This window comes from Halomonas sp. DN3, assembly GCF_024137905.1.
Classification (GTDB): Bacteria; Pseudomonadota; Gammaproteobacteria; order Pseudomonadales; family Halomonadaceae; genus Halomonas; species Halomonas litopenaei.
Map to the genome: position 1 here is coordinate 2,583,135 of NZ_CP099965.1, position 15,110 is coordinate 2,598,244.

Below are 15,110 nucleotides of genomic sequence, written 5' to 3' on the forward strand. Positions count from 1 at the left end.
ACCGTCATCTGCTGCACCCGATCACCAGGCCGTCACGATAACAACGTCAACGCCTTTGCCGAGGACCGTCCCATGTCCACACAGTCATCGACCACCACGTCATCGACCACCGCTGCATCGAACAAGGCAGCGTCGTCCAACGCGACCATCGCCAGCGACCAGCCCGCCCAGGAAAGCCTGCGGGTCCATCCTGCCGACAATGTGCGTGTCGCCCTGCGCGATCTGCCCCAGGGGCACCGCATCGACGAGGGTGCCGACACCCTGACGCTGGTGGAAGCCGTCCGCCACAAGCACAAGTTCACCCTCGAGGATCTGGCCGTCGGTGACACCGTCACCATGTACGGCGTCACCGTCGGCCGGGCCACCCGGGCGATCGCCCGTGGCAGCGTGATCCGCACCGACAACCTGGAGCACTTCACCCACTCGGATACCCCGGTCACCCGCCGGGAGCACTGGCAGGCACCGGACGTTTCCGCCTTCGAAGATCACACCTTCGACGGCTTCCATCGTCCGGACGGTGGCGTGGGCACCGCCAACCTGTGGCTGGTGGTGCCGCTGGTGTTCTGCGAGAACCGCAATATCGAGGTGCTTCGCCAGTGTGTGGCGGACGCCCTGGGTGACGACCCTTTCCGCGACTACAAGCAGATGGCACGCCAGATGCTGCATGGCGATAGCCCGAGCCATGTGACCGAGCCTCCCTCCTCGCCCTTTCCCAACGTGGATGGCGTGCGTTTTCTGACCCATACCCTGGGTTGTGGCGGCACCGACGACGACGCCCAGGCGCTGTGCAACCTGCTGGCGGGCTACATCACCCACCCCAACGTGGCCGGCGCCACGGTGCTGAGCCTTGGCTGCCAGAAGGCCCAGATCGCCATGCTCAAGCAGGCGGTGGCAAGCAAGGACCCGCAGGGCCTGCGCCCGGTGCACTACCTCGAGCAACAGGCCAGCACCAGCGAAGACGCCTTGATCGAACAGGCCCTGGGCACCATCTTCGATGGCCTGCGCGAGGCCAACCAGGTGACCCGTCAGCCGGCGCCGCTATCGGCCCTGCGTATCGGGGTGGAGTGCGGCGGGTCCGACGGCTTCTCGGGTCTGTCGGCCAACCCGGTGGTGGGCGGTGTCATCGATCGCCTGGTCGCCCTCGGCGGCAGCGGCATCCTCAGCGAATTTCCCGAGCTCTGCGGGGTCGAGCACGAACTGCTGTCGCGCTGCGTCGACGACGCCACCGCCGAACGTTTCTCGTCGCTGATGCAGGCCTACCAGCGCCACGCCGACGCCGTCGGTGCGAGTTTCTCGATGAACCCCTCGCCGGGCAATATCCGCGATGGTCTGATCACCGATGCCATGAAGTCCGCCGGGGCCGCCAAGAAAGGCGGCGACAGCCCGGTGGTCGAGGTCCTCGACTACACCGAGACCGCCACGCGGCCCGGCCTGGCGCTGCTGTGCAGTCCCGGCAACGATGTCGAGTCCACCACTGCCCTGGTCGGCTCCGGCGCCAACCTGGTGATCTTCACCACCGGGCTCGGCACGCCCACGGGTAACCCCGTTGCACCGACCCTCAAGGTCGCCAGCAACTCGGACCTGGCCCGCCGCATGGCGGACATCATCGACTTCGATAGCGGAGCGGTGATCCGGGGCGAGGCCTCCATCGACGAGCTCGCCGATGACCTGCTGGCGCTGTGCATCGAGACCGCGTCTGGGCGCTACACCACCCGCGCCGTGGGGCTGGCCCAGCACGACTTCATTCCCTGGAAGCGCGGGGTGTCCTTGTGAGCGTTCCTGTGAAAGAGCCTGTGAGCGTCCCCGTGAGAGAGCCTGTGAGCTTCCCTTGAGAGAGACTGGCAACATGCAAAACGCAACCACCGTCACCCTGATGCAGTTCGGCATCGGCCGTTTTCTGCTGGCCCACGTCGACCTGTTCGCCAGCCAGGCCCGGGACGAACACGGCAGTGATATCCGTATCATTGCGGTACAGAGCTCAGACCGTGCGGCCGGGCGAACCAAGGCCCACGCCCTGGCCAGGGACCCGGTCTACCCGGTCAAGATGCGCGGCCGACGGGATGGCGAACTGATCGATACCACCCATCAGGTCGACAGCATCACCACCGCGCTGGTTGCCAGCGAAGCCTGGGCAGAAGTGGAGCGGCGTTTTCGCGATGAGGTAACTCACGTGGTCTCCAACACCTCCGAGGCGGGCTATCAGGTCCCGGCGGGCGATGGCCCACGGCGGGACTGCCCCGAGAGCTTCCCCGCCAAGCTGACGCACCTGCTGAAGATACGCTTCGACGCCGGCCGTCCCGGCGTCACCCTGCTGCCATGCGAGCTTCTGACCGACAACGCCCTCAAGCTCAAGGACGTCATCCTGGAATTGGCACAGGCCCACTACGACGACGATGGCTTCATCGCATGGCTCGAGCGGGACTGCGTGTGGGCGGTGACCCTGGTGGACCGCATCGTCTCCGCCGAGCTGGATCCGGTGGGCGCCGTCGCCGAGCCCTATGGCCTCTGGGCGATTCAGCAAACGCCCGGGCTGGTGATGCCGTTCTCCCACCCGGACGTACATCTGGTCGACGATATCCGTCCCTTCGAGCGTCGCAAGCTGCACCTCTTGAACCTGGCTCATACCTGGCTGGTCGCTCGCGTCATGGATCTCGGTCTCGGCGAGGAAGTGACACTGGTTCGCCAGGCGATAGACGACCCCCGCCTGGGAGACGAACTGGAGAAGATGCTGCGCCAGGAGGTGGTACCGGTGCTCGATCAGGAACTTCCGGGCATGGAACTCGAGGACTACGTCGACAGCATTCTGGATCGTTTCCGCAATCCATGGCTGGACCACCGACTGGCCGATATCGCCCAGAATCATCCCCAGAAGCTGGAGCGAAGGCTGGCGCCGGTGGTACAGATGGCCGCCCGCCAGGGTCGGGACGTACCACGCCTGGCCAGCGCTTTCCCATCGACGGCTTCCGCGTCGACATCGTCCCTGTCCTCGAACTGACCACGTCCTGTCCAGGCTGGCGGCTCACTCAAACAAGGTACCCTTCAATAACACGCCGCCGCCGGATGTCATCCGGCGGCGGCGTATGGCTTCGGCTCACGCCCTTGGCCCAAGGCCGTTCTCGCTGCCCGGTGCAGCACGGGTGCTTCCGCTCCCTCAGGCTCAGGCGTCGTCCTGGCGACTCTTGAGGCGTTGCTTGAGCTGCATATAGGTGCCGTAGTGACGATCGAGGTGCCGTCGCATGGCGGCCTCGGCGGCTTCCGGGTCCCGGGCGGCAATGGCCTCGACGATCTCGGTGTGGGCTTCCAGGGCAGCCAGGTCCTCCCCGGGCTGCTGCAGCGCCAGGGCGCGACGGTCATCGAGCCACTCGGATAGTGCCTGATGGATGGCGTCGTAGATGGGGTTGTGCCCGATACTCGCCAGGACGCCATGAAAGTCGTTATCGGCCCGCTTGACGGCGGCATCATCGCCGATCACCGAACGCTGATGCGCCAGAGCGTCGCGCAACGCCTGGATCTCCTCATCGCTTGCGTGCTGCGCCGCCTGACGGGCCAGCGCGACCTCGAAAAGCGCCCGAGCCTCCTGAAAGTACTGCTGCCCTTCGGGTTTGGCCAACAACTGCCGGGTGACCCCGGACAGCCTCGCCATCACGGCCTCGGCGGTAGGCCGGATAACCCGTGCCCGGGTGCCGCTGTTGATTGCGATCAGGCCTAGCTGCTGCAGGTAGAACAGCGCCTCCCGCACGGCCGGGCGCCCGACCCCGAACTGCTCCATCAATTCACGTTCGGACGGCAACTGGTCGTTCTCGCCCAGCCGCCCTTCGAGGATTTCAGCCTCCAGTTGTTCGGCCACCTGCTCGGACAGCGTCTTGCGCTCCACCCGATATTTGCTCATCGACGCGGGTCTCCCTCGATCCATCACCCGGAGCGTCTCCGGGACACGGCGCACATGGTACTGCAAGGCGCACCCCCTGGGCAGCAAGGCGTCACTGCGGCACACTCACCCCCCGGGCCAGGCCAAACCTCGACGGCGCTCGGTCAGTGCTCGGTCAGCGCTGCCAGCGCAAAGCGCTCGGCAATCTGGCGATACTGATCGCGCTGGGCATGGTCCAGGGGAATGCCGGTCTGCTTGCGCTCGTCGCGGGTCTGCCACTCGCGATCCCCCGGCGCCAGCACCCGCTGACCCTCTACCGGCGTCATCTCGCGCAGATCCTTGAGGTACTCGGCCAGGCGACGCTCGAAGGCGCTGCGCTCCTCGAAGGCGCCCGGGTCCATCACCAGAAAGAAGTGGCCGACGCCGCGGGGAGTCGACATGTCCGGCCCGCCCATCGGCAGCAGGCGAAAACCGTGGACCATGTTGGCCAGGGTCGAACTCAGCACCTCGACCATGCCGCCAAGCCCGGCCCCCTTGAAGCCAAAGCCGGCGCCACCTACCGGCAACAAGGCGCTGACCTGGCGGGCGTCGGTGGTTGTGCTGCCGTCGCTGGTCGCGGCGATATCCGCCGGCAAGGGCCGTCCGATGGCCGCATACTGCTGCACCCGATTCATGGGCACCGAGCTGGTGGCCATGTCCAGCAGATACGGATCCTCGCCGGCCACCGGTGCAGCGAAGGCGATCGGATTGGTGCCGTGGAAGGCCCGCTGACTACCGTGGAGCAGGACGAACGGATCGGAATTGCAAAAGGCCATGCCGAGCATGCCCTGCTCTGCCGCGGCGAGGGCGTAGCAGCCAGCGGCACCGAAGTGCGACGAGTTGCCGACCGCCACCGCACCGATGCCGACCTCCCGGGCCATGCTGACGGCATGCTCGATGGCCCGATACCCGGCCAGATGGCCGAAGCCATCATCGGCGTCCAGTACCGCAGTGCCGGCCAGACGCTGCTTGATGCTCGGCGTCGGGCTGCCCTTGATCCGCCCGCCTTGCAGGGCGTTGAGATAGTGCGGCAATAGCCTCAGGCCGTGGCTGTCGGTGCCCATCAGCGACGCCGTGACCAACGCCTTGGCCACCGCTTCCCGGGAGGCCTGATCGGCGCCGGCGGCCGTCAGCGCCTGTTCGATAAAGCGATGCAGATCCTTGTAATCGACCCGACAGGCCTCGTATTGACTGACACTCATGGGGATTCCTTGTGAGGGGGATAAGGGCCGCAAGGCGCGCACCGATCGCTCGGCGCCGCCTTGACTCGGCCATACCGCGTCACCGCCGCAGCGGCGACCCGGGACTCAGCGGTAGACCAGCGTCGGCAACCACAGCGAAATCGCCGGAATGAAGGTCACCAGCAACAGCGCCACCACCAGAGGGATCAGGAAAGGCAGGGTGCCGCGCATGCACTTCTCGAAGGAGATATGCGACACCCGCGACAGCACGTAGAGCACCATGCCTACCGGCGGGGTCAACAGGCCGATCATCAGGTTGAGCACCATGATCACACCAAAGTGCACCGGATCCACCCCGGACGCCACCGCTACCGGCAGCAGCACCGGCACCAGGATGGTGATGGCGGCGATGGTCTCCATGAAGCAGCCCACCACGATCAGCACCAGGTTGATGATCAGCAGCACGGCGATGGGATTGTCCTGGAAGGGTCCCAGCAGCCCCATGACGTGCTGGGTGACCTGGTTGCTGGTCAGGATCCAGGCAAAGATCGAGGCGCCGGCAACGATGAACAGGATCACCGCGGTGGTCTCGATGGTTTCCATGCTGACCTTCAACAGTCGCCGCCAGGTCAGGGTACGGTAGACCAGTCCCCCCAGAATCAGCGCATAGACCACCGCCGCGATCGCCGCCTCGGTCGGGGTAAAGGCACCGGTGACGATGCCGCCGACGATGATCACCGGGGTCAGCAGCGACAGGAAGGCCCGCGAGAACGTCTTGCCCAGCACCGAGACCGAGAACCGTGCATCGCGCTGGTAGCCGCGACGCCGTGACAGCCAGGTGATCATCACCATCAGTGTCAGACCCATCAGCAGGCCCGGCACCAGGCCGGCGGCGAACAACTGCCCCACCGAGACCGACGCCATCACCCCGTAGATGACCATGGGCAGGCTCGGCGGAATGATCGGGCCGATGGTCGAAGACGCTGCGGTGATGCCTACGGCGAACTCCTGATCGTAGCCGGCGTCGCGCATGGCCTTGATCTCGATGGTGCCGAGGCCACCGGCATCGGCCACGGCGGCACCGGACATCCCCGAGAAGACAATGCTGGCACCGACGTTGACGTGGCCCAGGCCCCCACGCATCCAGCCCATCAGCGCCTTGGCGAAGTCAAAGATGCGGGTGGTGATGCCGCCGTTGTTCATCAGGTTGCCGGCGAGGATAAAGAAAGGGATCGCCAGTAGCGGGAAGCTATCGATGCCGTTGACCATGCGGTGCACTACGACCACGTCGGGCACGCGTCCTGTCAGCAGAACGTACATCAGGCAGGAGCCGGCCAGGCTGATGGCGATGGGCACCCCGCAGACCAGCAGGGTGAACAGGGCGGCAAACAGAAACGAAAGGTAGTTCTCGAAAAACGCCAGCGCGATGCAGCCGACGACCGCCAGTGCCGCCACCACCGGGGGCACTGGCGATCCGCGCCGGGCACTGATCATTGCTTCAGTCATGGGGTTGTTCCTTGTTCGAGGCGCTCAGTCGTCTTCATCGCGACACATCAATTCACTCTCGCCGGTGCGCCAGTGACGCACCGCCAGCTGGATCGAGCGCACCAGCATCAGCACCACCCCGAAGAGCACCACGTAATAGAGCAGACTCTTGGGCAGGTCCACCGACACCATCATCGAGTTGGTGCGCTGGGCCAGCTGCCAGGTGATCCAGGCCAGCATGCCGAGAAAGGCGATTCGCACCAGATCCACCAGGGTCCACATGACCCGGGCGGTGGGCTCCGACAGGTAGCGATAGAAGAATTCCACGGCGATATGCGAGCCCTTGCGGGCGGCCATGGCGCTGCCGAGAAAGCCCACCGCCACCAGCAGGTAGCGGGCGATCTCCTCGGTCCAGGCGATGGAGTTGCCGAGCACGTAGCGACTGAAGAACTGAACAAAGACGTCCAACGCCAGAAGCCAGAAGACCACCAGCGTCAGATAGTCCTCGATGCCGTAGTCACCCGGCCGGATCCGGTCGTCGTCATCGGGCACCTCGAAGGCGCTGGTGGTCTCGTGTTCGACGCCAGGGTCACTCACGTCAGGTCGGGTCATGAAGGATCTCCCGAGGGAGGGCGCACGGCGCCCTCCCCTCCGTCGTTTACTGGCCGATAGCCTGGAGGCGATCGTAGGTTTCCTGGTCCCAGGTCGCCGCGTCACCGTTGTGAGCCGGCATCACCGCCTCGCGGAACGGTGCGGTGTCGACCTCGTTGACGGTGACGCCCTGCTCCTCGAACCAGGCCACCAGGTCCTGCTCCTGCTGCACGATGTCGGCGGTGATCTTCTCGCCGGCCTCTTCATAGACGTCGCGGAAGATCTGCCGATCCTCTTCGGACAGGCGATTCCACAGCGGACCGCCGGCAATCGTGATCAGGGAGTCGGTGATATGACCGGTCAGGTTGATGACGTCCTGCACCTCGTAGAAGGCCTTGGCCTTGATCGTGGGCAGCGGGTTTTCCTGGGCGTCGACGACACCCTGCTGCAGGGCCAGATATACCTCGGCGAAGGCGATCGGGGTGGGATTGGCGTCGACCTGCTCGGGGAACATCATGTACATCGGCGCGTTGGGGACGCGGATCTTCAGGTCCTGCATGTCCTCCGGCGTATTGATCGGCTCGTTGGACGTGGTGTGGCGCTTGCCGTAGTAGTTCATCGCCAGCGGCACGTTGCCGGTAGCGTCCTCATAGCCCTGGGCGATCTCGGCGAACAGGTCGCTGTCGACGTAGGCCTGCCAGTGATCGAAGTCACGGAACATGTAGGGCGCACCGGCGATGCCGATTGGACCGTAGGAACGGCCGGCGAACTGATTGCCGGTAAAGATGAGGTCGACGGTGCCGAGGCTCAGCCCCTCGTTGATGTCGGCTTCCTTGCCCAGTGAAGAGGCTGGGTGCACCTCCACCGAGTAGCGGCCATCGGTGCGTTTCTCGATCTCTTCGCCGGCCCAGACGGCCCACTCGTGGTAGGGCTCCGAGGTCTCGTAGACGTGGGCGAAGGTCAGCGTTTCCGCCTGGGCGGCCGCCGACAGGCTGACGCCGACCATGGCGGCGATCAGGCTACGACGAATGAAGCGAGCGGGCGGCTGGCAGTGATTGGGGCGCATCTTGTTGTTCTCCCGGGCTCTTGTGGCGTGTGGAGTGTGCAAGGTGGATGCACGCAATCGAATCGACAGGCTCCACGCCTGGGCGACTGTATACGTGTCATACCACCGAGACTGAATCTAGTTGTCCCCACTGGCCCATGCAAGGAAGTGACGACGAGACTTTGGTCGATGCTCCACCAACGTCGGACATGACGAGGTGCCAGTGCAGCGGGGGCTTTGCAGGCGTCTTCGAACGATCATGGACGCCTACCCTCAGATCCAAGAGCTTATCGAACATTCCCATGACATCACTGACCTGAACCCGGTCCCGCTGGCGTCGAACGGCAAATAATACCTAGCCCTCGACACTAGCAGCCTGCCGTCAGACTCGCTGGCCGGCGAAACGAGGCGACCTCACCTATGCTCCAGTAAGCCACGACGCAATCCCCAGAGGATCCCTTCGACGAGCCCGGAGACACGCCGTGACCGACAATGCCTATCTTGCCCCTCGACTCACCCTGCGCGTGGGCGTGACCGGGCACCGTCCCAAGGACCTGGTGGAGGCCGACCACGACGCGCTGGGCAAGGCGGCCCAGGACATACTCGACCGCCTCGCCGCCGATACGCGCCGACTGGGAGAACAGGCCGAACCCGGCCTCTATGCCGATGAGCCTGCCTGCATGCGACTGGCCAGCGCCATCGCCGAGGGCGCCGACCGGCTGGTCGCCGAGGCGGCGGCCTCACGTGGCTACGAGATCAACCTGATCCTGCCCTTTCGACGTCGGCAATACGCCGACGACTTCGACGGCGACGCCCTCGCCGACTACTGGCGCTGGTTCGAGCATCCGGCGGTGACCAGCTGTACCGAACTCGACCTCGGCGAGCCCGGCGATCAACGGGAAGCCGGCTACGAGGCGGCCGGCCATCTGGTGCTGGCGCATTCCGACGTATTGCTGGCGGTATGGGACGGCAAGCCCTCACGAGGACGTGGAGGTACCGCCGAGATCATCGACGAGGCACGCCTGCGTGGCCTGATCACACTGTGGCTCGACCTGCAGGGCCAGTTGCACCTGTGGGTCCCCCGAGAGCACGTCGTCGAGCCCCTGGACGACGGCGACTGGAAAGCCCTGACGCCAGGTGCCATCAGCCAGCTACTGAACGACCGACTCGAGCAGCTGCTGTTACTGGGCCGCGGCCCCGACGACGCCAGCTGCCCGCTCAAGGGCCTTGGCGACTTTGCCCGCCAGACCCCACGGCCGCGCACCCGTTACTGTGTTCATGAGTGGCTGCGTGCCTTGCTGGTGCGCGACGTACCCTTCGCCGCATCGGTCGACCTGGGGCTTGAATGTGAACGCAGCGGAGCCTGGAAGGAAACACTCAGAGCCGCACACCATCTTGGCGGTGATAGCTACGAGGCGACCCTGGACCAGCGCCTGCGACAACGCTGGATCGCCGCAGACAATCGCGCCATCGACTACGCTCACCTCTTTCGCAGCGCCTACACCACCAACTTCCTGCTGGCAGCGCTCGCCGTGCTGGTGGGTCTGCTGGCGGTGCTGGCGTGGGACAGCAAGGGCGTCAAGGCGCTGCTGGTCAGCATGGAGCTTGCGATCATCGCCAGCATCCTGTTCATCACCTGGCTCGGGCGTCGTGGGCAGTGGCAGAGCCGATGGCTGGCCTACCGCAGCCTGGCCGAGGCGATCCGACCGGCACGACTATCGCTGCTGATCGGTACCTCACCCGTCGGCGCCGCCGAGCCGCCGGTGGACAACGGTCGCTTCGACTGGATTCCCTGGTACGTGCGCTGCTCGCTGCGGGAAATCGGCCCACCCGACGCCGTCGTCTCCGGTGATAGCCTCAGGCGGGCCCTGGACGTGGCCCTGCACGAAGAGATCGACGGCCAGATCGGCTATCACCGAAAAACCGCCGAGCGCCTGGAGACTCAGGACGATCGCCTCGAGTACCTGGCGAAGGGGGCGCTCTGGCTGACGCTGGCCAGCGGCGTCCTGTATCTGGTGTGCTATCTGGTCTACCTCAACGGTCCGGCACTTCCGGCGGAGCTCTACAAGCCCGTAGCCACCCTGCTCGGCGGATTTCTGCCGGTGCTGGGCGCGGCCATCTTCGGCATCCGCGCCACCGGTGATCTACGCGCCGCCGCTCAGCAGTCCCGGCGCATGAGTCAACGCCTGAAGCGCCTGGGCAGCAAGCTGACCTCTCGCCTGAACACACCGGAGCGCCCCGTGGTCCGTCGTCTGCTCGGTCAGCTGCAGCTGACCATGGCCGACGACCTCAAGGTCTGGAGCATGATCTACAGCGAGCGGGAACTGGTGCCCGGATTCTAGCCTCCGCTTCCTTTATAACGGGCCTTCAGGCATTTCAGTGGCGTCCCCCCCTTTTGAGTCACTCCGCCACTCCCTATCGAGAGGCCCGATCTTCTTGGCGGTTCGACATGGTCTGAGATTTATGTGCCACCAGCCTGTACGTTCCATCTTCAAGAGGTCTCAGCCCAAGGAGGTTTCTTGTATGCAAGACATCACCAGGCAGGATCGGTCGTAGTCTGTCCCATTGTGTCTTTCCTGGTGGATCGGTAATGAGAGATTCCAGCCGGGTCATCCGACAGCTATCTACGGCCAGCACCAGGTCGCAATACTGAAGTAACCAGGCATCCGCCAACTGGTACTGCTGGTACAACGGGCACCTTTGCTCCTCCATATCACGGCGATGACCCAACCGTTCAAGATTGCCAAAGCGCATTGGCATTTCCAGAGAACACGTTGCCCTGGCCGCCATGGCGCAATATTCTTCCACCGAATCCAGCCGATGCCTGTCATCCTCAGCGAAATCCCGGTAAAGAATTTCGAAGGGCAGCGGCAGCACCAGTGCCAGATCAGCGTCCAAAGCGTCGATCAGATAGCCGGTCAACTCACGCTCTGGTCCTTCGGTGAGGGCACTATGGATCTCGTAACGGATCGGCATACCATCGGCAATCGAGGCGGCTCGATCCAACAATGGCTTGAGATCGACCACTGACGTCTTCGTCGATTGCTTGCGTCGTTGACAGCGTTCTTCCCGATCGAGGGATGCCTCGCCCAGTCGCTCCCGACATAGACGTCTGACGTCACTGTCCTGGGTCACACGATCCCGGGGGTGGCGAAAACTTCCCGTCACACCGATTCGGATACAGCGGCATACCGTCTGCTGATGACGTGTGGCTTCGGCCAGCAGCATCGGCAGTTGAATGATGCCCTTGCGGTCGTAGCCCCGGGTCTGGTCCGCCAAGTCGTCCCAGGACCCCAGGTTGTCGTGGATACGGGCCGGATCGACGCGCGGGCTCCCGCCTCGCCAGCCATTCAGATAGTGAAAGAGGTTCCAGCGATCATGCTCGACTCGCGACAGTCGCTCCCAGGGCGTCAAGGCCGTCACCGTCGCATTCTGGTGTTCCGCCGGCTGTGGGCGCCTCGAAAGCAGCAAGCGCTGCCAGGGGCTGCCCAGTATCAGGTGGGCGGGTCGCGATGGCCCACGCTCGATTTCTACAGCACCGCTCGCTCGACCAATGGCTACCCACCAATCGCCACCTTCTTCCACCAGCAGCGCCAGCGCCGTCAGCCGCGCCCCCTGCTCCAGCACGATGCACTGTTGTCCACCATCGGGAGTCTCCACCTGCAGCTCTCCCTCGCGTGGCGACGATAGCCGGCCACCCTTGTCCACCACGCCAAGGCCAAAGCAGGCTGATACCCAGGATTCCGCAAGTCGATCGAGACGAAGATCTGTCCCTGCCTCGACTCGTTGCTCACCGTCAGACTTCCAGTCCTCGCACGGTTTGAGCGAGGAGTTTGCCTGGTGCTTTTGCCCGTGGGGCAGATCCCACTGCATGACATTGCTCGGCAAGGCCTCGTACTCGCCGCCGAAAGCCACCAGCAGGCGATGATGCTCAGGCTCAAACGCCAGGCCCCAGACCGGCTCCGAGCTGATCCGGGCATCCTTTGCGGCCCTCTCGATCATGCTCTTTGCCTCGCTCCGCCCTTGTGGCCTGTCACCATCGTCGTCAGGTGTCAGTACCACCGAAGGCTCTGAGGCGACGCAGTCGAGTGCCCGCAGCTTGACCGGTACGTGGTCGGCCTGGGCTCGATTGGAGCGTTTGAAGAATATCTTAAGCTCCTCCCACCCCACCTTGGTCTGCTTTTTCCAGACATTGCCTGGCGCTGCTGCCATCGGGCTGTAACTCTGCTCATGGAAGGTTCGAGCCAGATTGTCGCGGCGCTCATTGACCAGCGCTTCCCACTTCATGACCTCGTCGAGCATGCCAAAGGGCGTCAGGCCATCGGGTATCTCGTAGCGCCTGGCGTCGCCCTGACGAGTCCCTGCCTGACACCGAGTCATGACATCGAACAACCTGGCGAGTCCTTGACGCCTCTTGAGCCTGACAAAGACGGGGGCGTTCCATGGGCGGATCTCTGCGTTGACGCAAAACGGCTCACGGGATAGCAATTCGCCCCTTAGTGCCAGGGCAAGCCGTGCCGACAGGCTGTCATCATCGATGCACACAAAGTGCTGTGTCGGAGGAGTCCCGGCGAAACGCGCGCATTCGGTGAGGCCTGCCCTCGGTACCCGACACGCATCCTCCAGAGGGTAGCGTCGAAACTCCACCCAGGAGGCAAGCTCCTCGCGCGCCGGCAGTTCGGCCAGTGAATCCGGCCAGGCGTCTCCTGGTTCTCGCGTAAAACGGCTGATGCACAGCGAGGCACCGCCATGCTGCATCGCGGCAGACAGCTGCAAGAGGTGAATGATCAACGCCTCGGCCATGGGATTGTCGCCGTACAGGGCGATGTGGATTCGATCGGCGTCGGCCACCCGAGCGTAGATGTCCGGTCCGTGCTTCGCCAACACCTGACGCGCGCTGGATTCGAACAGATTGAAGAAACGCAGGCTGACGCTCTGTTGCAGCGACAGCCGACTGGCGTCCTCAGCCCGACGCGCCAGGGCAATATCGTCCACGTGCACCATCAGTATGGTGCGGCTGTCGTTGAGGTCGTTCGACGATGGCCGTTGTGTGAAGCACCCATTGCGAATGGCAATGGCCAGCTCGATATTGCGGGTATCATCGGGAAGGGTCAGCAGAATGGTTCGAGCACGCCCCATGCAGGCGCGCTGGTGAATCCTGCTATCAAAGACGTCGCGCACCAACACCAGATAGCCGCGATCGAGGCACCAGTCGATACCGGGATTCGAGGCATCCTGCTCGATCACCACCAGCCCGCTGCGGTGTCGCAAGCGCTGCAATAAGGGCAATCCCTGTCCCTGGCGGTGGTAGGATTCGACAAACTGCATTCCTAGCTCACCCAGACCACAGACCACGACGCGCCCCTTGCCATGGACGATTCTGGCGGTAGCCTCCAACAGGACCCCGTGGCAATTGCGAAACAGCGCCAACACCAGCGACAGCGTGGCCAACAGGCCGAGCAGTCGAACCCCATGTATTAGACAGTCTGGCGGACCCTCACCGTGAGCACGCGCCAACAGAGTGCTCGTCCAATCCGCTTGGCCGGCGAACAGCTGCAAGGTGCGATAGACGTTGGTCAACCCCGGGCCGTCATCCACGTGAGTCGCGAGATAACTGCCGAGTATCAGCACCATTGCCGCAGCAAACTGCGGAAGACGACCAAGCCAGCGCCTGCGATATTGCAGCACCAGCACCAACAACAGCAGCACCAACAACAGAGCGCTCACCGTGCCCCAGGTCTCCAGCACCTGATACAGGTTCTCCCCGCCACCGAAGCCGGCGGGCTCGCGCTCGCTCAGGCACTGTTTCGATTCAGGGTCACACGCCATCGTCGATGGCCTCCCGCCTCACCTCTCCTATACATAAGAAGATAGCGGCTGACTTACTCCGCCTTGGCACGGAATTCATGATCACGAAGAACCAGTTTTTTGACGCTCTGATTGGCGCCGAAGCCGTTGCCAAGACGACGGCGGCTATCTAGGGTGAAGACAGCCCCCCGGCCCCTGCTGCACCACCGGGGCTTCTGAAGCGGTAGCCCCAATACAGGCGGAGGCCTGCATGGACCGAGATCGCTGGGAGACATTTCTCGAGAAGCACCTCACGCCTGCAGACCAGGCCTTTCCCAGCGTGCCGCCCGTCCCGGGGGACTGGAAGACGCTGTCCGCCGAGGACAGTCTGCCGCTGTTGCTGGACCTGACCCAGGCCCAGCTCGCCGACGATATCCGGCCCACCTGCGAGTGCTTCACCGCCCTGGCGATCCGCGCCATGCCACTGTTGTGCTATCGCCGCCATCTGCTCTGCGACGTCCTGCTGGAGACCGAAGAAGGCCCCGGCCTGTTCGCCTTCATCTATGGCCAGAGCGGTGTCTTGCCGCTGGACCTGACCAGCAAGGCGCTGTTTCGACTGAACAGTGTCTATGGCGATCCTGCCACCTCCCCGGCCGCGGCGCTGGAATACCTGCACCTGTTCACCGGGTTCATCATCGGAGGTGCCGAGAGCGGCCGTTTTCGTGTGCTGGAATCCGCCGACTATTTTCCCTGGGTCGATGCCGATCCGCCGCCTCAGGCGCTCGATGCGGTCCGTCAAGCGCTGTCCAAGGTGAGCTATCCCCCCCGTGTGGTATGCGCCAACGACGAAGCCGACGCGCCAGCCCCCATGACCTTGCACAGCGGGGATCTGGCTGAACAGCGCTCTCTCAACAGCGACGTCGACAGTCCGGTCGTCGCCTGGCATATCCAGGTACCGGTGGTCTACGGGCGCTCGCTGTGGGACTGCGACTTCACGGTGCTGCGCGACGGCGAGGTCCACATGGAAGAGGACCGCACCCTGCTCGACGATCTGCCGCTGCGACTGGAACGCTTTATCGGCGCGGTGCGCCTGCCCTGAATCAGCTTACCTGCG

General features: G+C 64.2%; 10 protein-coding genes. 4 read left to right on the top strand and 6 right to left on the bottom strand.

The genetic code is table 11. The annotated features are described in order from the left end of the window. Positions 1-72: 72 nt before the first annotated feature. Complete coding sequence (locus NKF27_RS11080; RefSeq protein ID WP_253551620.1) at positions 73-1,773, top strand: UxaA family hydrolase; 1,701 nt, start codon at positions 73-75, stop codon at positions 1,771-1,773. A gap of 73 nt (positions 1,774-1,846) precedes the next feature. After that, entirely contained in the window at positions 1,847-2,995 is a 1,149-nt protein-coding gene (locus NKF27_RS11085) for a mannitol dehydrogenase (RefSeq protein WP_253551622.1), read from the top strand. A gap of 162 nt (positions 2,996-3,157) precedes the next feature. On the opposite strand, the gene nanR is transcribed toward NKF27_RS11085, so the two are convergent. The 5 genes from nanR to NKF27_RS11110 form a co-directional block, all read right to left on the bottom strand. Continuing rightward, positions 3,158-3,889 (bottom strand): transcriptional regulator NanR, encoded by a 732-nt coding sequence (nanR, locus tag NKF27_RS11090; RefSeq protein WP_108133181.1) that lies wholly within the window; start codon positions 3,887-3,889, stop codon positions 3,158-3,160. A gap of 143 nt (positions 3,890-4,032) precedes the next feature. Next, positions 4,033-5,109: an Ldh family oxidoreductase gene (locus NKF27_RS11095; protein WP_253551624.1), complete on the bottom strand. Its 1,077-nt coding sequence runs from the start codon at positions 5,107-5,109 to the stop codon at positions 4,033-4,035. A 105-nt stretch (positions 5,110-5,214) separates the two neighbouring features. Continuing rightward, positions 5,215-6,594 carry a TRAP transporter large permease gene (locus NKF27_RS11100; protein WP_108450206.1) on the bottom strand — a complete coding sequence of 460 codons (1,380 nt, stop codon included), beginning with the start codon at positions 6,592-6,594 and terminating at the stop codon, positions 5,215-5,217. 24 nt (positions 6,595-6,618) lie between these two features. Then, complete coding sequence (locus tag NKF27_RS11105) at positions 6,619-7,185, bottom strand: TRAP transporter small permease (protein WP_253551626.1); 567 nt, start codon at positions 7,183-7,185, stop codon at positions 6,619-6,621. Positions 7,186-7,231: 46 nt separating this feature from the next. Then, positions 7,232-8,230 carry a sialic acid TRAP transporter substrate-binding protein SiaP gene (locus NKF27_RS11110; RefSeq protein ID WP_045995038.1) on the bottom strand — a complete coding sequence of 333 codons (999 nt, stop codon included), beginning with the start codon at positions 8,228-8,230 and terminating at the stop codon, positions 7,232-7,234. A gap of 461 nt (positions 8,231-8,691) precedes the next feature. Between NKF27_RS11110 and NKF27_RS11115 the strand changes: the two genes are divergently transcribed. Beyond that, a complete protein-coding gene (locus NKF27_RS11115) occupies positions 8,692-10,551 on the top strand; it encodes a DUF4231 domain-containing protein (RefSeq protein ID WP_253551628.1) in 1,860 nt (619 codons plus the stop codon). Positions 10,552-10,624: 73 nt separating this feature from the next. Here the strand turns inward: NKF27_RS11115 and NKF27_RS11120 are convergent, their stop codons facing one another. Continuing rightward, positions 10,625-14,038, bottom strand: coding sequence for an NAD-binding protein (locus NKF27_RS11120; protein ID WP_253551630.1), 3,414 nt, complete (start codon positions 14,036-14,038; stop codon positions 10,625-10,627). A 229-nt stretch (positions 14,039-14,267) separates the two neighbouring features. On the opposite strand from NKF27_RS11120, the gene NKF27_RS11125 reads away from it, so the two are divergent. Next, entirely contained in the window at positions 14,268-15,095 is an 828-nt protein-coding gene (locus NKF27_RS11125) for a hypothetical protein (protein WP_253551632.1), read from the top strand. The last annotated feature ends 15 nt before the right edge of the window (positions 15,096-15,110 follow it).